Consider the following 20,546-nt stretch of genomic DNA (forward strand, 5'->3'; position numbering starts at 1 on the left):
TCGATTAAATAGTATATATTTAATTCAAATTACTAACCATTTTTATAATGTCCAAAAAGAATTGTTTTAGAGTCATTTTATTTTTTTTGATAAATAATCTGTTTTCTCAAAATGCATTTGAGAACTATCAATTTCGTTTAGTAAATAAAGAGTCTTCAAAAAGTGGTATTTACACTATTGCACAAGATCAATTTGGGATCATGTGGATGGGGACAAATGGTGCAGGTCTGTATAAATTCGATGGAGTAAATTATGTTTCGTATGAGCAAAACTCCAACGTAAATAATTCTATCAATAGCAATCTTATTTACGCAACTTATGTAGATGTTCACAACCGGTTGTGGATAGGTACTGACGAGGGATTATGTCTTTATAACCGGGATTTAAATACGTTTGAAAGCATTGATGTTCAAAGCAAAGCAAATGAAGGTACTGTAATTTCAGTTAAAAGCATTATTGAAGACAATAGGGGTAATCTTTTATTGGGAACTTTTAATGGGGGATTACTCAAACTAAATGTTAAGACGAGAGAAATTACTTCAATTAAACTTGATGTTGCCAGTCCCGAAAATTACCTTATAAATAGCTTGGTAAAGGATAAAAACGGCATAATTTATTTGGGTACTAATGTTGGTTTAAAAGTAGTAGACCTTGCAAAAAATGTTGTTAAAAAAGTAACTGCCAGCAATGATAACCAAATTTTATCAGGAAACATAGTATCTATGTTTGTAGATGCCAATCAGAACTTATGGATTGGCAATGGATTTAAAGGATTAATTAAAGTAAACCTAAATTCTAAACAGGCTGTTTCTTATCCCATTACAAAAAAAAGGATCATGTCGATACTGGCGACAGATTCCAAAACAATTCTTTGTGCAACAGAAAATGACGGACTAATCATTGTAAACGATCAGGGTGTTGTTCAGGAAAAATATGTAAATAGCAAATTCAATATACGCAGCTTAAGTTCAAATTCAGTTTGGTCTTTATTTCTGGATAAAGAGCGCAGAATTTGGCTTGGTTATTATAACAAGGGCCTGGGTGTTTTTGATAAAATAAACAGCAAAGTAAATATCATCGAAAGTTTACCTGGAAATTCACAATCGTTGCAAACTAATTGTGTTACGGGCATTGCAAAAGATCACGAAGGCCAGTTGTGGATTTCTATGGAAGGCGGGGGAGTGGATGTATTTAATCCTCTAACTAAAAAGTTCAAACATATTACCAAATCCGATCCTGGTTTTTATTCCGGGTTGACCAATGATAATATTACTAAAGTTTTTATTGATAAAAAGCAGAATATTTGGTTATCCAGCTGGAACGAAGGGATTTTTCTTTTAAAGAAAGGAAGCAGGAATTTTATTAATTATAGCACAAAAAACACTAATCTGGCCTCAGATAATATTATGAGTATTACTGAAGATTCAAGAGGTGTAATCTGGATAGGAACTTTTGCAAAAGGGTTACATTATTATACTCCTTCAGATGGGCAATTTCATTATTGTAATTCAAAACCGTTTAATACTGTAATGAATTTAGACATCAGAAATGTGATGGTTGATTCAGATGATGCCGTTTGGGTAGGTTCAACAACAGGTTTGTATAAGGTTACTACAAAGGATTTTGTTACTTTTTCAGTAATTTCTTTTCGCGATAAAATGTCTGAAAAGCTTAAAAATCATAAAAGTACACATACTATAAATACTTTATATGAGGCTAAAAACAAAGAAATCTGGATTGGTACCGATGGTGCGGGTTTATTCAGCTATAATAAAAAAACAGATAGTTTAAAATGGTTCATCAATTTTAGAGGGCTGCATGAAAAGTCAATTTCATCTATTGTAGAATCTAATGATGGCGGTATTTGGTTAAGTGGAAAAAAAGGAATTACAAGGCTGGATTTAAAAAACAAAACAACCTTTAATTATTCGATTTATGATGGTTTGCTGGGAAATGACTTTAATAACAATTCGGTACTGAAAGATGAAAACGGAATGCTGTATTTTGGCAGTTACGAAGGTTTAAACTACTTTAATCCTACGAATTTGATTAAAAGCAAAAAACAGCTTCCAATTTACTTTACTGATTTAAAACTTTTTAATAAGTCAGTAGGGCCACTTGAAAAAAACTCGCCATTAATAAAAGTTATCTCTCAAACAAAAAAAATAATTCTTAGGCATGACCAGTCTGTATTTACCATCGATTTTATTGCTGTAAATTATTCCTTTCCTGCCAGAAATGAATATGCTTATTATTTAGAAGGCTTTGAAGATTCCTGGAATTATGTTGGCAATAAGCGCTCAGCAACTTATACAAACTTAGCGCCTGGCAATTATGTTTTTAAAGTTAAGGCATCAGAAAAAAATGGAGTTTGGAATCAAAAGCCATTAGAATTAAGAATTGAAATTTTACCGCCGTGGTGGAAAACCTATTTTGCTTATTTATTTTATACCTTACTGTTGTTAGCAGCTATTTATTTTGCCAATCAATATTATCAGAATCGTTTTAAACAAAAGCAAATGATAGAATTTGAAAAGACAAAAGCGATTCAAATTGAAAAATTAAATAATAAAAAATTACAATTCTTTACCAACATCTCACATGAATTTAGAACACCACTGACTTTGATTTTAAATCCGTTGGGAGATATTATCAGAAACTATAGCTCAGATTTACCAGAGAATGTGTTGAAAAAATTGCAGACAATTCAAAAAAGCTCTGACAGACTTTCAAGACTGATCAATGAGTTGATGGATTTTAATCAATTGCAGTTTAACAAAATGACGTTGCAATTGCAATTAATTGAGGTTGTAAGTTTTACCAGAGAAATTGTCAGTTATTTTGATGAAGAAGCTTTGAGCCGTGGCATTCAGCTCGAATTTGAAGCTAATAAAACGGCTTTAAAAGATTGGATAGATCCAAAAATGTTCGAAAAAATTATTTTTAATGTAATTTCAAATGCTTTCAAAGTAACACCGGACAATGGCAGGATTAATGTTAAGCTATTGGCTAATAATGAATTGATTTATTTTCCTTTGATAGATGCTACAAATACATATCCTTCATTTGAGATAATTGTCGAAGACACCGGTTCAGGATTAGACAAAAAAGATATAAAAAGAATTTTTGACCGTTTCTATCAGGTAAATAATTTAAATAAAGCCTACTATGGAAGTACCGGAATAGGATTGGAAGTCGTGCGCGGGTTTGTCGAATTGCACAAAGGAAAAATTGAAGTAGAAAGCGAATTGGGTGTTGGTACTATTTTTAAATTATTGTTTCCTATTGGAAAAGAGTTCTTTAATGAAAGCGAAATACTACTGGAAGATTTCAAAAAGGAGAAAAAAATGAGTTTCACGCCAATTGTAGAAAAAGAAGAAATCCAATCAGAGCATAGTGAAGAAAAACAAGATCGAATTTACACTGTCCTTATCGTTGAAGACAATGTGGAATTGCGAAATTATTTGAAAAATGAACTCAAAAAAGAATATAAGGTTTTAGTAGCCGAGAATGGTCAGGTTGGTTTAGAATTAGCTTTGCAGAAACTACCCGATTTGATTTTAACAGATGTAATTATGCCTGTTATGAATGGTTTGGAATTGTGTAAAAATATTAAAGCCGATTTAAAAACCAGCCATATTCCGTTAATGATGCTGTCTGCAAAAGCATTGGTTAAAGATAGATTGGAAGGAATTGATTCAGGTGCAGATATGTACCTAAGTAAACCTTTTGATATGGATATTTTGCGTTCCAGTCTGGTGCAATTGATAAACAGCAGGCAAATTATGTTTAATAAATTTTATAATGGAATTACGCCAAAAGCTAAGGAGAAAACAACCACTTTAGACAATGATTTTATAAAAAACGCATTGAATTATATTAATGAAAACATTAGCGAGCCCGAGTTAAGTGTGGAAGATCTGGCTTCGAAGGTATTTTTGAGCAGAAGCCAATTGTATCGAAAAATTAAAACGCTGACAGGTGTTTCTGTAAATGAATTTATTCGTAATGTTCGTTTAGAAAAAGCGAAAGAATTAATTGAACTGGGCAATGATAATATAACCGAAATTAGCTATAAGGTTGGCTTTAGTTCACCTTCGTATTTTACAAAATGTTATAAAGATAAATACGGTTTTCTACCGACGCAAAATAATAAACGATAGTTATTTTTCAAAGTAATTTAAGACGGCCCAGGCCGTCTTTTTTTTGCTTTTATAACAATCTAATCGATGGCTGTTTTTGAATTCTTCGTGCTTATAAATGAGTAAAAAAAAGAACCAAAAAGGAGATGTTTTGCTCTTTTTACAATTATTAAATAAATATTTATTGACCTTTAATTTCTTAATTAAAGAAAAATAATGGCTCATAATTATCAATATCAAAATTTTGTTTTGTTTATTGAATCACTATAAAATATTGATTTTACTCGTTTTTTTAACTGTAGTGCTACAAATTTGATAGTTTTTGCATCATATGTACTATGTGAAATTTATGTTAACATTCTACTTTTGATTTAACTAAACATCAAATAACCATGAAACTATTGTTAACCATTTTAAACCAATTTAAAACATGAAATGAAACCAAATTTTGTGTATTGAAAAACTCCTTTTTTTTTCCAGTCAAAATTTCGAACCGAAACTTTGTGATTAGAGAAAACAGAAAATCAAGAGAATATCCTAATCGTAATTTTTGAAAATTTGAAAAGGAAAAAGTGATAGTGTAAAAGCTAAATTATCTCAATACACAAACAACAAAAAAACTTTACAACCACAATTATTTAACGAAACAAAAAACCAATTAATATGATGTTAAAATTAAAATTTGCAATAATCGCATTGCTCATGATTAGCTATCAGAATGTGATGGCACAATCAAAGACCATACAGGGTGTGGTTATCGATCCCTCAGGATTCCCATTACCTGGTGCTACTATTTATGTAGAAGGTTCAAAAAATAGCGCGTCAACAGATTTTGATGGTAAGTACTTTTTAAAAGATGTTAAGTCAACAGACAGAATAACATTTTCATATGTTGGATTAGTTACACAAACTATCACTGTGGGTACTAACAATGTAATTAATGTTACATTGGTAGAATCTGCACAAAATTTACAGGAAGTTGTAGTTGCCTATGGTACTCAAAAGAGAACTAAAGTAACGGGAGCAATTGCAACAGTAACCTCAAAAGATATTACTGCAGTGCCTATTACAAATGCGGAGTCAGCTTTACAAGGTAGAGCAGCTGGTGTTACCGTTGTAAATGGGGCACCGGGTTCAAGTCCTGCAGTTAGTATCCGTGGTTTAGGCACAATGAATAATAGCACTCCTTTGTATGTAATTGATGGGGTTTTAACAGGTAACTTATCAGGATTAAATCCTAGTGATATTGAGAGTATATCTGTTTTAAAAGATGCCTCAACAACTGCCTTATATGGTTCCAAAGCTTACAATGGTGTAATTATGGTAACTACCAAAAAGGGTAAAAAAGGCCCGGGCCAATTAACTTTTAGTACTTACGCAGGTTTTCAATCCATTACTAAAAGATATGATGTTTTAAATACACAACAATATCTTAAGTATGCAAAAGATTTAGGAAGTGATTTGACGGCGAGAGCAGCAGAATTTGGCAATATAAATACAAATTGGCAAGATCAGATCTTTCAGGATGGCGTAATGCAGGATTATAATTTAAGTTTCTCAAATGGAACAGAAAATTCTACAAGCCGTTATTCAGCAGGATATTTAAAACAGGAAGGAGCCGTTATTAATACAGGTTTCGAACGTTATTCTTTCAGAGCAAATAATACACAAAGCATTGGTAAGTTAACCATAGGAAGTAACATTGGAGTTTCTTTTAGTAAAACAAATCCGGAGCGTGCCTCAGGGGGTAGAACATTACTAGAGCACGCTATTAAAATGGCACCTTATTTACCAGTTTATAATGCAAATAATTTAGGTGGTTACCAAGGTCCTTCTACAGCTGATGGGCAGGATGCAGAAAATCCGGTTCGTGTAGCAAATTTAGGATATCAAAACATTCATGGCTTATCTATTATTGGAAATATCTACGCTGAATTAGAAATTTACAAAGGTTTAAAATTCAGATCGCAAGTTGCTTTGGATTATTTTACAAATGAAGACCACACGTTTATTCCAAGTTATGCAGATGGATCTGCACATAAACAAGCGTATTCGTCAACTGCCGAAACAAATTCTAAAGGACAGACTATTGTTTTTGATAATAGCTTAACCTACAAAACTAAATTTGCAGAGAAACATAATTTAGAGGTTGTAGGAGTAATAACCAAAATTGAGAATAAGTTTCAGAATTTAACAGCAAGCAGCCGTTACTACATTTCAGACGAGATTGATCAATTGAGGCTTCAGGATGCAAATTTGGCATCTACTAGCAGCGAAACAAATAATTTAGGTTATGTAGCTCGTATCAATTATGATTATGATGAGAAATATCTATTCGCTATTTCAGGGCGTAGAGATGCTTCGTCACGTTTTGGATCTAACTATCGTTATGGTAATTTTTACTCCATTGCCTTAGGTTGGAATATTGCAAAAGAAAGTTTTATGGAAGATTCTATATTTAGCACATTAAAACTTAGAGCAAGTACAGGAACAACAGGAAATGACCTTATAGACAATTACCAATATAGCGGAACTTTAGCCGCAAATTATATTTATCCAATTAATGGAGCACCCGCATCAGGTGTTACTTCGGGTAGAGCTGCAAATCCAGATTTAAGATGGGAGTCCAAAAAAGACAGAAATATAGGTTTGGATTTTGGTTTGTTTGATGAAAAATTCACTGGATCATTTGAGTATTTTAACAATAAAGGAAGTGATATTCTTTTCGCAGTGCCGCTACCTGCATCTGTAGGTTCAGCCGGTGGAGGAACACAAACTCAAAATGTTGCCAACACAAAAATTACAGGATTTGAACTGTCACTAGGATACAATGACAGAAAGGGAGATTTTACCTGGTCTGCTATAGCTAATTTAGGGACAAATAAAAATGAAGTAACCTATTTAGCGCCGGGTGTGACAAGCGTATTAGGCGGTCCCTCAGGAAGAGCCGGTTTAGAGAGCTTCTCAAGACTGGAAGTTGGTCAGCCAATATTCTATTTTTGGGGTTATCAAACTAACGGAATTTATCAAAACCAAGCAGAAGTAGATGCTGCTTTGGGAGCTGGTCAAACTACTGTGAAGCCAGGTGATATTAGATTTGTTGATCGCAATGGAGATAAAGTAATCAATTCAGAAGATAAAACAAATATTGGAAATCCATATCCTGATTTTACATATGGTTTAAATTTAAATGCTGCCTATAAGAAATTTGACTTCAACTGTTTTATAACAGGAGTTGCCGGAAATGATGTTTTTAACGCAAATAAATTTGATTTAGAGGCTATGCAGCGTTTGTTTAATGCCGGTACAGATGTTTTAGACCGAACAATTGTTCAAAATGGAGTAGTTACCAATCCATCCGCTACATTACCAAGAGCACTTGGAGTAGGTCAAAACTGGTCATCTGCCAGTCAGCGCTATGTTGAAGATGGTTCTTATACAAGGTTAAAAAATGTTACTATAGGATATACGTTTTCAGGAGACCAGTTCACTAAGTATTTTTCTAACATAAGATTTTATGTAAGTGCGCAAAATCTTGTTACAATAACAAAATACTCTGGTTTAGATCCTGAAATTGCGCGTGTAGATGCGAATGCAAATTCTGCCGGAATTGATATAGGAAGATATCCACAACCTAAATCAGTAATTTTTGGACTTGATGTTACATTTTAATTTATAAAAGATGATGAGAAAAATAAAATATATAACTGTAGTATTGTTAGGAATTTTTGCAATAAATTCATGTAACGATAATGATTTAGAATTAAGTAATCCAAATGAGTTATCGCCTGAAACGTACTTTAAAACCGAAACTCAGGTACAAGCTTCAGTAAATGCAGCCTATGCAAATTTACAGACAAGAGGACTCTATGCAAGACATATTTTCTTTGCCTTAGACAATATGGCTCAGGAAAATAAAGGAAACCCGCAATTAGAAGGTAACAAAAAACCTTTTCTTGATTTTTCTTTTGATGCCAGCAGCGATATTATCCAGTTTTATTGGGAAACCTGCTTTTTAGGAATATCCAAAGCTAATTTTGTATTAGATAATGAAGATAAAATTCAGGCATTACCAACTACAATTTTAACACAAGAAAAAAAGAATAAATTCTTAGGAGAAGCGCATTTTTTAAGAGCCTACTATTATTTTCTTTTAGTGCCTCGTTTTGGTGATTTGCCAATTTATACATCACAGACCATAGTTGGTAATCCGAGAAGTCCAAAAGCAGATGTCTATAAATTAATTGAAGCTGATTTTGACTTTGCTTCTAAAAATCTATTGAGCAAAAACGTAGAAGATAAAGGAAGAGCAACTAAAGAAGCCGCCTTTGCTTATTTAGGAAAAGCATTATTGTATGAAAAGAAATATGATGAAGCCTTAGCTGCTTTTAATAAAGTTACAGGATTTAGCTTAGAAACTAATTTTTATAACAATTTCATGGATGAAACAGAGCATGGTCCGGAATCAATTTTTGAGATTGAATATGATGAAAAATTAGGAGTAGCTGATAAATGGGGTAGTGATACTGCCGGAGACGGTGTGGCCGAATCAACGCTTAGAGGTCAGGAATATGGTAACTTAGGTTGGTACAATGTTTATCCTTCAGATAATCTATTAGATTCATATGAGGCAGGTGATAAACGTTTTGGAGATACTTTCTACGTACCGGGATCTAAATATAACAACGGAGCAAATACAATGACTGCTGCTAATTTCTCTTCATCAGAAGGTCTTAGAAGAGCAGGATGGAAAAAATATCAAAACTACTACAAACGTACTGACGAAAACCTGGATTCAAGTATCAACTTCAAAGTAATGCGCTATTCAGATGTATTGCTTATGATGGCAGAATGTGAAAGCATGAGAGGTGGAGGTGTACAGGCAACAGCTATTGGTTACATCAATCAGGTTCGCTCTAGAGCTGGTGTCCCGCTATTGGCAACAACACTTACTAAAGATCAGGTTTTTACTGCTCTTGTTCATGAACGTAAAGTTGAATTAGCAGGCGAACAAGTTCGTTTTGATGATATTATTAGATGGGGTATTGCGGCTACTGAATTGGCTGGAACTGGTTTCAAAACTGGTAAAAGTGAATTATGGCCAATACCAAATAGAGAAACATCTTCAAATCCAAATATAAAACCTAGTAATAACAATCCTGGCTACTAGGGGATTTAAGATGGTTGGTTGAGTTAGTTTAAGTTAGTAATTTGGCAAACAGCGCATGTAAGTGCGCTGTTTATCAATTTGTTATTTTTTGCTAAGTTTCACTGAAATATATAGTTTTTCAATATTAAATAGTTTTAGGCAGGTCCAATTTTATTCAAATGAAAAGAATTGCTTCACTTTTTTTAATCGTGACATTGTTTTACAATGTTTTAGGATTTTATATCATGTTTGCTGAACAACGGGAGCAAGTGTGGGTGACTGCTATGGAGAAAACTGACAATTCAAATTTTGAAGTAATTGAAGTTAAGATTAACCCGTATGCTTATGTAGTTGATTCTGGTATTGAAGATGCCAATGAAGACTTCGTAATCAATAACAAAACCTATCATGTCTTTAAGAAAAGAATTCAAAACAATGTTTTAAAATTATTTTGCCTGAAAAATTCTCATACTGAAGCTTTCAATAAAGATTTAAAAAAAATTGTTGACAGTCAATTATTTGATGATAATTCAAACAAAGAAAATCCAAGTAAAAAATTAATGAAATCCTTTATTCAGGATTACATTCCAGGAAGCAGTATAACCTTAATGCCTGTTTCTGTACAATTATTCTTCACAGTTACTTTAAATTCATATCCTCCGCAAAGAAACCTTCTTGCAGGATATTTTACTGCCAATTATCCTCCACCTGATATGGTTTAGTGTTTCTTTTAATGCTAAAATGTAAATAGGACTTCAATCTTTAGTTTTTACTAAGGGTTAATCTCCTTATTTAAAATTTATCATTCAATTTCAATTAATTCTAATTGAAAAAGAAAACTATCTAACAACCATAAACCAACCAAAAATGAAAATGTATAAATTTTTGTTTAAAGTGCTATTTTTTAGTGCTTTAAGCGTAAATGCGTTTGCACAAACCAATGTGAACAAAAATAAAATTACAGAACCAACCGGAATAAATAATATTGCCTATAAATGGGGCGAAATGGCAGTTCAGGCAACTGCAAATGATACGGATCGTTTTAGGCCAAGACCAACTGTAACATCCCGCTTTTTAGGATTGACTTTCATAGCTATTTTTGATGCCTGGAGCCGTTATGATGAAAAGGCAATTCCGGTATATCTAAATGATGTTAAAAGAAGAACAAACAAAGAGCAAAATTTAAAAAACAAGGAAATAGCCATAAGTTATGCAGCATATGGAGCACTTTGCGAATATTATTATAGTGACAAAGCGTTATTCGCTTCTTTTATGAAAGAACTGGGATATGATCCTGCAAATACATCATTAGATCCAAAGACTCCGGAAGGAATTGGTAATCTGGCAGCCAAAGCGGTTATCGCGGCAAGAAGAGGGGACGGTTCTAATCAATATGCTGAAGAAGCAGGTTCTAATGGAAAACCATTTTTTGATTATACGAACTATGCACCCGTAAATACAGTGGATCAACTGAATGATATTAACCACTGGCAGCCTAAATATTTTTCTGATGGAAAAGGCGGAAAATTTGCTCCTGCCTGTTTAACTCCTTTTTGGAATAGAGTAAAACCTGTCGGATTGAAATCAGGTGATCAATTTCGTTCTGTTCCGCCACCCTTATTCGGTTCAGAAAAGCTTAAAAATGAAGTAGATGAAGTAATCGCTTTGCAAGCTAAATTAACCGATGAAGACAAAGCATTGGTTGAGTTTATGAGAGATGGACCAAAATCTGTTCAACAAGCCGGACACTGGTTAAGATTTGCTCAGGACATTTCAAGAAGAGACAATCACACCTTAGATCAGGATGTTAAAATGTATTTTTTAAATCAGATAACAGCAATGGATTGTTTTATTGCTTGTTGGGATACCAAAATGTTTTATGATTCATCCAGACCAAATGCTTTGGTACATTACTATTATGGGGATAAAACAATTACAGCCTGGGGAGGTCCGGGGAAAGGAATGATTACAATGCAGGGGCAAGAATGGAGACCTTTTTCTCCAGACACATTTTTATGCCCTCCATTTCCGAGTTATGTTTCAGGACATAGTACAATAAGTGGTGGCTGTGCAGAAGCTCTAAGATTATGGACAGGCAGCGACGCATTTGGACAATCTGTAGAACTTACAGCAGGAGCAATGACAGAGCCGGATAATTTAGGAAAGAAGGTTGTTTTAAAATTCAATACTTTAACAGAAACAGCAAATATGGCCGGAATCTCAAGAGTTATGGGAGGTTACCATATTCAGTCTGATAATGTTGAAGGATTGAAGTTAGGAAGAAACGTGGCCCATGAAGAATGGAAGTTTTATAATATTCATATCGGAAATAAAACTCTCGAAACTATAGCGGAGAATTGAGGAAGTTTCAGAACATCAAAGAAACTTGTCTAATCTACAAAGGCTTTAATTATGAAAATTAAACAGTTAGTATCGCTATTTATCGTATTTATTTTAATGCAGTCCTGCGATTATTTTTCGAATCCAAATGATAAGATGATTAAGATTTTGGAGGCAAGAAATAAGATGTATAAGGTGAAAGACAATGCATTTGCGTCAAAAACAGAAGTTGCTTATTACGACTCTATAATTAAAAGTTCAGATGAAGGTTTTTTCAAATTATTTAATGAAATAAATAAAGGAAATGCATTATTAAAACTTGGAAAAGAAGCAGACGCTGTCGCCACTTTGGAAAGCGCCATCGAAAGAAAGAAAAAGATTGATGGCAAAGAAGATCCCCAATCGCTAAAATTTCTGGCCATTGCCTATATGAGACTGGGAGAAAAACAAAATTGTGTCAATTACCATAATCCGGAATCGTGTATAATGCCGATTCAAAAAAATGGTATTCATGCAATACGACAAGGTTCTCAAAAAGCAATCGAAATTTATAAGAGATTATTAGAGATCGACCCTAATGACTATGAATCAAGATGGTTGATTAATATTGCTTATATGACGCTGGGAGGTTATCCTTTAGAAGTCCCTAAACAATGGCTGATACCCAATCTGAATAAAGATTCAGGCTACAGTATAAAACCTTTTCTGGATGTTGCCGCAAACGTAGGCATAAAGGGAAGAAATATGTCAGGTGGAGTTATTGTTGATGATTTTAATAACGATAATTACTTAGATATTATAACTTCTGACTGGAGTCTGGATGGCGTAATGCACTATTATCAAAATGATAAAAAAGGAAAATATCTGGACTATTCCAAAGTATCAGAAATAGGCCGTTTCAAAGGAGGATTAAGTATGATTCAGGCAGATTATGACAATGACGGCGATACCGATATTTTTGTTTTAAGAGGTGCCTGGATGCATAAATATGGAAGACAGCCCAACTCACTCTTGCGCAACAATGGCGACGGCACTTTTACGGATGTAACCATTAAAAGCGGTTTATATTCTGAATTTCCAACCCAGGCAGGCACGTGGAATGATTTTAATAATGACGGTTATCTGGACTTGTTTATTGGAAACGAATCATCTGATAACGAAGCGTATCCTTCAGAACTGTATTTGAATAATCAGGACGGAACATTTACGAATGTGGCGAAAGCAGCAAAATGTGATGTTATCAGTTTTATAAAAGGGGTAACAGCGGCTGATTATGATAATGATGGCGATATTGATTTGTTCCTTTCCGGAATGAACAAGAGAAAAATTTTATTAAAAAATACAGGTCTTAAAAAAGGCATTCCGCAATTTATTGATGCTACAGGTCAGGCAGGTTTGGCAGGCATCAATGTAATGACTTTTCCCACCTGGTTTTGGGATTATGATAACGACGGCTGGCAGGATATTTTTGTTTGTGGATATCAATACAGTGGTTCTATTGCAGGTGAAATTGCAATGGAAGCGCTGAATATTCCAAATGAAAGCAGTAAAATGTATTTGTATCATAACAATCATGATGGCACTTTCTCTGATATTTCTAAAACAGCCGGACTAAGTAAAACCGTTTTTGCAATGGGGTCCAATTACGGAGATATTGATAATGATGGTTTTCTGGATATGTATCTCGGAACAGGAAATCCGGATTATAAATCACTGGCGCCTAACAGATTATTTAGAAATATGGGTAATGGAAAATTTGCCGATGTTACGGTTTCTGGCAGAGTAGGAAATTTGCAAAAAGGTCATGCTGTGGCTATCAATGATCTGGACAATGATGGTGATTCTGATATTTTTATTGAAGTCGGAGGTGCTTATTTAGGGGATTCTTTTAGTAATTCTTTATATCTGAATCCCGGACAAAACAACAACCGCTGGATAAAATTACAGTTAGAAGGCACATACAGCAATCGTTCTGCCATTGGAACCAAAGTAAAAGTCACTTTCAAAGAAAACGGCACTTCAAGATCAGTATACAGGATTTTAAACTCAGGTGGCAGCTTTGGAGCGTCGGCTTTAAGAATGGAAATCGGAATTGGGCAAGCCGCAATAATTGACCAAATCGAAATTACCTGGCCAAAAGACCAAAAGAAAAAAGTCTTTAAAAATATACAGCCCAATCAATACATTAAAATCATTGAAGGGGAAAATAACTTTTCGAAAATAAATATCAAAAGAACTATTTTTTCAACGGCCGGAGCACATTCTCCTCTTTGTATTTGAAAAAAATAAATTTATTAGAAGCATAAATATGAAAAATATAAAAATAAAAATAGCTTTTTATAGCCTTATCGGTTTAGTATTACTTGCCAGCTGTTCTAAAGAATCAGATGAAAAGATATTTACCACTCTAGACCGTTCCGACACAGGGATTGATTTCAGTAATAATCTGACAGAAAATGATTCATTAAATTACTTCACCTATAATTATATTTATTTGGGAGGAGGAGTGGCTACAGGAGACATTAACAATGATGGACTGGTAGATATTTTCTTCACAGGAAATCAGGTATCCAATAAATTATATCTGAATAAAGGAAATTTAAAATTTGAAGATATTACAAAAAAAGCCGGTGTTGGCGGCGATTCCCGTTGGTATACCGGAGTTACAATGGCCGATGTAAATGGTGATGGTTTTTTGGATATTTATTGCAGTGTTGGAGGAAAATTCGGACCTAAAAACAATGAACTATATATAAATAATCACAACGGAACTTTTACAGAAAAAGCAAAAGAATACGGTATTGATGATATAGGAAACAGTGTTCAGGGAACTTTTTTTGATTATGATAAAGACGGTGATTTAGATTTATTTGTAGCCAATTATCCACCTACGAAATTTAATTCGGCAACAGGAGATTATGTACAAATGATGCTTCACGTAAAAGACAATGAATCTGGTCATTTGTATCGAAATGACGGCAATCATTTTGCGAATGTTACCCAGGAAGCAGGCGTGAAGAACTATGGATTATCATTAAGTGCCACAATTGGCGACTTAAACAATGACACCTGGCCTGATATTTATGTTTCTAATGATTTCAATTCACCTGATTTTATGTACATCAACAATCAGGATGGTACTTTTAAAGAAGTAGTGAAAGAAGCAATGGCACATAATTCTTTCTACGGAATGGGCGTCGATATTTCGGACTTTAACAACGACGGAAATTTAGATGTTTTTCAGGTTGATATGGATGCAAAAGACAATCGTCGTAAAAAAGCAAATATGTCAAGTATGAATCCAAAACTTTTTTGGGATGTAGTCGATGCCGGTTTCAATTACCAATACATGCACAATTGCATGCAGTTGAATACAGGAGTTAATGAAAATGGGATTCCGCATTTCGGAAATGTATCACGCATTACCGGAACTTCATCTACAGATTGGAGCTGGGGACCTTTATTTGCTGATTTTGATAATGACGGAAATAAAGATTTGTTTGTAACGAACGGAACCAGAAGGGAAATTAATAACAATGATTTCTTTCATAGTTTAGAAGCACTCAATCTAAAACCAAAAGATTTGCTTAAAAAATCTCAGGAAATTCCTTCTGAGAAAATTGACAATTTTATGTTTCAAAACAAAGGAAATTTAAATTTTGAACAAGCCAATAAAAAATGGGGAATCGAATTTAAAGGTTTTTCAAATGGTGTAGCTTATGTCGATTTAGATAACGATGGCGATTTGGATTTGGTTGTAAATAATATAGACGATTATGCCTCTGTTTTTGAAAATTCAAGTTCCAAGATCAATAATTATATTAAAGTAAATTTCAAAGGAGATACTAAAAACACTTTTGGTTTAGGGAACCGTGTTTACATCAAAACGAAGAAAGGAACCCAAATGCAGGAGCTTACTTTAACCAGAGGATTTCAATCATCGGTAGCTCCCGAATTGCATTTTGGTGTGGGTAAAGAAAAAACTATCGATGAGGTAAAAGTAGTTTGGACAAATGGTAAAGTCCAAAAATTATCTAATGTTAAAGTGAATCAAACATTAAGCTTTAAAGAGCAGGATGCCAAAGAGGAAGCAGCTGTGAAAACAACTACAAAAGCTCAGTTGTTCGCCACTGAAACCAACGTTTTTCCGGTTTATAAACACGAAGAAAATAAGTACGACGATTTTAAAGATCAGGTTTTATTGCCTCATAAAATGTCGACTTTTGGTCCTGCTATTGCGGTTGGAGATCTAAATAAAGATGGTTTGGATGATTATTTCCTTGGAGGTTCTGCCACCTATTCAGGAAAAATATTCATGCAGAGTGCAGCTGGTTTTGCAGAAAAGAAAATTCAGGCACTCGAAGACGATAAAGCCAGCGAAGACACAGGAGCCTTAATTTTTGATGCTGATAATGACGGAAATAATGATTTGTATGTAGTGAGCGGTGGTTATGAATTTTTAGTTAACGACCCAAAATTACAAGACAGACTATACCTGAATGATGGCAAAGGCAATTTTACAAAAGCACCAAAAGGAGTTTTGCCAACGATGCTGACAAGTGGTTCTAAAGTATATCCTATTGATTATGATAAAGATGGAAAACAAGATCTTTTAGTTTTAGGTAGACAAGTTCCGGGACAATATCCGTCTCCTGCAACCACGTATTTGTTGCATAATATAAGTTCGCCGACACAGCCAAAATTTGAAGTTTCTAAAAAATCGCCTAAAGAATTTACCAATTTAGGAATGGCAACCAGCGCTGTAATTACGGACTTTAATAATGACAAATTATCCGATATTATTGTGGTGGGCGAATGGATGCCTATTCGTATTTTTCAGAATACAGCAGCTGGTTTCAAAGAAGTTACCAAAAGCATGGGACTTAATGATGATACTACCGGTTGGTGGTGGAGCATTCAGCAGGGCGATTTTGATCATGACGGCGATATGGATTATATTGTTGGGAACAATGGTTTAAATTATAAATACAAAGCAACTCCTAGTGAAACCTTCGACATCTATGTAAAAGATTTTGATAATAACAAACACAAAGACATTGTGTTGAGTTATTACAATGATGGAAAACAATATCCCGTGCGTGGACGTGGTTGTTCGTCTCAGCAAATACCAAATATCAAAAAGAAATTCAAAGATTATGAAAGTTTTTCTGAAGCTACTTTGGTTGATGTTTATACAGAGAAATCTTTAAAGGAAGCTTTGCATTATAAGGTAAAATCATTTGCCAGTATTTATTTAGAAAATAAAAATGGCAAGTTCATAATCCATGAACTGCCAGTTGAAGCGCAGCTTACCTGTATCAATCAAATAATGGTCGATGATTATGACAAAGATGGTAAACTTGATGTTCTAATAACGGGTAACATGTACAATTCCGAAGTAGAAACCCCTCGAAACGATGCCGGTCATGGATTGTTTTTAAAAGGTGATGGAACAGGAAAATTCAAATCAATTTCAGCAATTGACAGCGGATTTTTTACTCCCGGTGATGTTAAAAACATGGAGAAAATTACGGTAAAAGGGAAAAACTATCTCTTGGTCACTAAAAACAATTCGTTTTTACAAAGCGTGAGGATTAACTAAAAATCTTCTTTTTGAATTTAACATCTTCAAAAGCATCATCAATTTTAATATAGCAGCTTAAAAATCAGAACATTAAATTGTTCTGATTTGAGCTATGCTTTAAACTTATTACAATGAAACAAAAATATATATTCAATTTTTTGGCATTGCTGACAAATGGCTCACGGCTATCCATGCTGTTTTTTTTCTTAGTCTCATTTTCGGTTTTTGCACAAAATAATACCATCGAAGGACAAATTATTGATGCTGCAAATAAAGGAGTTGCAGGTGCGATTGTTGCAACAACTGAAACTAATGAAAGTGCAATTACAGACGAAAACGGGTATTTTTTACTAAGTACGGCAAACCAGTTTCCAATTGCAATAAACGTTAGTATGGTGGGTTATTTAACTCAAAACTTAACTGTGAAATCAAATGAAAGTATCACAGTCATATTGCAGGATAATTCCAATCAATTAGATGAAGTGCTGATTTCGAGTGGTTATTTATCGCAAAAAAAATCAGAGTTTTCAGGGTCTGTTGCTACAGTTTCAGCAAAGCAATTACAAAATCGTCCTTCCACTAGTTTTGACCAGCTGTTAGGTGGTCAGGGAACAGGAATTGATGTGATTCAATCTACAAGTGTTTTGAATAATACACCAGTTATCAGGGTGAGGGGGTTAAATACGATTACATCAGGACTTTTCCCATTAATTGTGGTCGATGGTGTGGCTGTTTTCACAGGTTCTTTAGGTGGATTTGTAGGCAACAATCCGCTTTCAGGAATTAATCCAAATGATATCGCAACTGTCGATGTATTAAAAGACGCTTCGGCGGCTGCAATTTATGGTTCAAGAGCGGCAAATGGCGTTATGGTCATCACCACTAAAAAAGGAAAAAAAGGCAAAACGAGATTCAATTACAATACATGGTTCAGCCGAAGCACACCTTATAATTTACCTAAATTATTAAATGCAGAAGATTATACGATGATTAAAAATGAAGCTTTGGTCAATGCAGGCAAGGCACCAGGTTTTTTCTTGTCTAAAAATCCTGATGGAAGCACAGTCAATACAAATTGGTATGATGTCGCCTATGAACCGGGAATTTCAAACAATCAGAATATTAACATTTCTGGAGGCAATGAAACGACCCAATACTATTTTTCAGCCGACTATACCAATCAAAATAGTTTTATAAAAAACAACACTTTTCAGAATTACATGACACGATTAAACCTGAGTCATGAAGTCAATAAATTTATTAAAGTTGGCGTTAATCTCTCCTATAGCAGGGCCCAAAACGTCGGGCCGAATACAGGTGCGGTTGCAGGAAATACTTTGTCTTCTTCAACTTATAACACAGAATATATTACGAATGAACCTTTAGGAAGGATGACCTATGTTTTGCCTCCGAATGTACCGGTTTATAATCCGGACGGCTCTTATAGTATTCAAAATGGAATAAGCGTTGGTTATGGTGCTAATATTCCGTCGATTATAGGTACCATTAATGCCTATAATCTGGCAATGGTACAGGAACTGGATTTGACTACTTCTACAAGCAAATCGCTATTAGGGAACATATACGGGGAGTTTGGTATCACGACGAAACTAGTTTTCAGAACTAGTTTTGGGTTGAATACGATTGGTCTGGAAAATAAATTGGTTTTGAATCCAATTCATGGAGGAGGAGCCGCATATAATGGCGTAGCAACCAATATAGCAACAGATTTAGCAAGAACTGATTGGGCAAATACCCTTACTTATAAAGATTCATTCAATGAAAATCATAATTTCACATTCCTGTTAGGATACGAGCGGGTTAAAACGACGCTGGATAGCTGGGGTGCTTCTCAAAGTAATGTCACCGATCCGTATTATAAAAATTATCAGGGAAGTTATGCCAATATTTCGCCTATAGGAAATGACCTTTCAGAAAATGCATTACTATCTTATTTTACAAACCTAAACTACAATTTTAAAAACAAATATTTCCTGAGTTTAAATTATAGAATTGATGGGCTTTCGGCTTTACCTGAAGGAAACAAGTATGGTAATTTTGGAGGAGGTTCTGTAAGCTGGAATTTGTTAGAAGAATCCTTTCTGAAAGATACAAAGATGAAAAGTTTTCTGAATAACTTAAGGCTGAGAGCCAGTTACGGTATTGTCGGAAATAGCGAAATAGGGAATTATCCGGCTATCGGGACTTATAATTCATCTACTTATGGAGGTGCGCCAACCTTGGGATATTCACAGACTGCTAATCCAAATTTAAAATGGGAAACTAGTTCAAAACTCGATTTAGGATTGAATTTTGCCATGCTGAACAATCGAATTTCGGTTGAGTTTGATTATTTCAATAATAAAATTAGAGATTTGATTCTGAAAACACCACAAGCACTTTCCGCTGGAATTCCAAATAATTACATCAATGAAAATGTGGGCGGGATGTACAATACTGGTTATGAAATTGGTATTAATGCACTTGCTGTTGCGAACCGAAATTTCAATTGGAATATAAGTCTGAATCTTTCGACTCTGGAAAACAAAGTGACGTCTTTATCGAGTGATGTTTTTGTTCCAAGTGTTTTTGGAGTACAAAATATGACCAGAGTAGGGTATTCTGTCGGGTCTGTTTTTGCGGTGCCGACAAAAGGTGTGAATCCGGACAACGGACAAATGGTTTTTATCAACAGCGAAGGAAAAGAAGTGCAATACAACCATATCGGCTCTCCAAAATGGACCTATCTTGATGGTACGGCAGCTCCTGCAATAGACAATTACAAAGATGGTGTCATTCAGGGGCCTTCACTGCCAAAATTATTTGGAGGATTAAACAACACTTTTACTTACAAGAATTTTGTTTTGAATGTCAATCTGACTTTTGCTCAGGGAAATAAATTATATAACGGAACGCGTGCAACCAATTCAGATCAGCGTTATTTCAACAATGGCGAATTTATAAAAAACAGATGGACGAAACCGGGACAGATTACAGACATTCAAAAGCTGTATTATGGCGATAATGTTTCGGCAGGTTTTTCATTTTCAAGCACTTCAAAAGTAGAAGACGGCTCTTATCTGAAATTTAAAAATGTTTCTTTAGGATATAATGTACCCATGGAACTTTCTTTTCTAAAAAACACTTTTAGCTCTATTTATGTGTATTTACAAGGAAACAATTTTTACACTTTTACCAAATACAGAGGCTCTGATCCTGAGGTTTCGATTAACGGAAACTCTATTAATTCAGGAAAAGATCAAAATGTTCCGCCCAACGCCCAAGTGTACACTTTGGGTTTAAATATCGGATTTTAATTAAAAAGCAAGGA

At 34.3% G+C, this 20,546-nt stretch carries 8 protein-coding genes; all 8 read left to right on the forward strand.

All coding sequences use genetic code 11. From position 1 onward, the window contains the following. Positions 1 to 86 precede the first annotated feature (86 nt). The 8 genes from J2X17_RS03535 to J2X17_RS03570 all read left to right on the forward strand — a co-directional run bounded on the left by J2X17_RS03535 (position 87) and on the right by J2X17_RS03570 (position 20,532). A complete protein-coding gene (locus J2X17_RS03535; protein ID WP_310294762.1) occupies positions 87 to 4,163 on the forward strand; it encodes a hybrid sensor histidine kinase/response regulator transcription factor in 4,077 nt (1,358 codons plus the stop codon). A 681-nt stretch (positions 4,164 to 4,844) separates the two neighbouring features. Next, the gene (locus J2X17_RS03540) at positions 4,845 to 7,814 is read left to right on the forward strand and encodes a SusC/RagA family TonB-linked outer membrane protein (RefSeq protein ID WP_310294764.1); all 2,970 of its coding nucleotides are present in this window, start codon (positions 4,845 to 4,847) and stop codon (positions 7,812 to 7,814) included. Positions 7,815 to 7,824: 10 nt separating this feature from the next. Then, entirely contained in the window at positions 7,825 to 9,312 is a 1,488-nt protein-coding gene (locus tag J2X17_RS03545) for a RagB/SusD family nutrient uptake outer membrane protein (protein WP_310294766.1), read from the forward strand. Positions 9,313 to 9,470: 158 nt separating this feature from the next. Then, complete coding sequence (locus tag J2X17_RS03550; RefSeq protein WP_310294767.1) at positions 9,471 to 10,013, forward strand: hypothetical protein; 543 nt, start codon at positions 9,471 to 9,473, stop codon at positions 10,011 to 10,013. Positions 10,014 to 10,158: 145 nt separating this feature from the next. Beyond that, complete coding sequence (locus J2X17_RS03555) at positions 10,159 to 11,652, forward strand: DUF6851 domain-containing protein (protein WP_310294768.1); 1,494 nt, start codon at positions 10,159 to 10,161, stop codon at positions 11,650 to 11,652. A 51-nt stretch (positions 11,653 to 11,703) separates the two neighbouring features. Further along, positions 11,704 to 13,911 carry a CRTAC1 family protein gene (locus J2X17_RS03560; protein ID WP_310294770.1) on the forward strand — a complete coding sequence of 736 codons (2,208 nt, stop codon included), beginning with the start codon at positions 11,704 to 11,706 and terminating at the stop codon, positions 13,909 to 13,911. 28 nt (positions 13,912 to 13,939) lie between these two features. Next, positions 13,940 to 17,233, forward strand: a complete 3,294-nt coding sequence (locus J2X17_RS03565; protein ID WP_310294771.1) for a VCBS repeat-containing protein — start codon at positions 13,940 to 13,942, stop codon at positions 17,231 to 17,233. Between the two features lie 113 nt (positions 17,234 to 17,346). Continuing rightward, a complete protein-coding gene (locus J2X17_RS03570) occupies positions 17,347 to 20,532 on the forward strand; it encodes a SusC/RagA family TonB-linked outer membrane protein (RefSeq protein WP_310294774.1) in 3,186 nt (1,061 codons plus the stop codon). Positions 20,533 to 20,546 lie beyond the last annotated feature (14 nt).

The organism is Flavobacterium aquidurense (assembly GCF_031458035.1).
GTDB classification, from domain to species: Bacteria; Bacteroidota; Bacteroidia; order Flavobacteriales; family Flavobacteriaceae; genus Flavobacterium; species Flavobacterium aquidurense_C.

Bases quoted from the DNA above. Each gene is read 5' to 3' on its own strand.
- J2X17_RS03570 (WP_310294774.1), top strand. From the start codon at position 17,347: ATGAAACAAAAATATATATTCAATTTTTTGGCATTGCTGACAAATGGC.
- J2X17_RS03565 (WP_310294771.1), top strand. From the start codon at position 13,940: ATGAAAAATATAAAAATAAAAATAGCTTTTTATAGCCTTATCGGTTTA.
- J2X17_RS03555 (WP_310294768.1), top strand. From the start codon at position 10,159: ATGAAAATGTATAAATTTTTGTTTAAAGTGCTATTTTTTAGTGCTTTA.
- J2X17_RS03540 (WP_310294764.1), top strand. From the start codon at position 4,845: ATGATTAGCTATCAGAATGTGATGGCACAATCAAAGACCATACAGGGT.
- J2X17_RS03560 (WP_310294770.1), top strand. From the start codon at position 11,704: ATGAAAATTAAACAGTTAGTATCGCTATTTATCGTATTTATTTTAATG.
- J2X17_RS03545 (WP_310294766.1), top strand. From the start codon at position 7,825: ATGATGAGAAAAATAAAATATATAACTGTAGTATTGTTAGGAATTTTT.
- J2X17_RS03550 (WP_310294767.1), top strand. From the start codon at position 9,471: ATGAAAAGAATTGCTTCACTTTTTTTAATCGTGACATTGTTTTACAAT.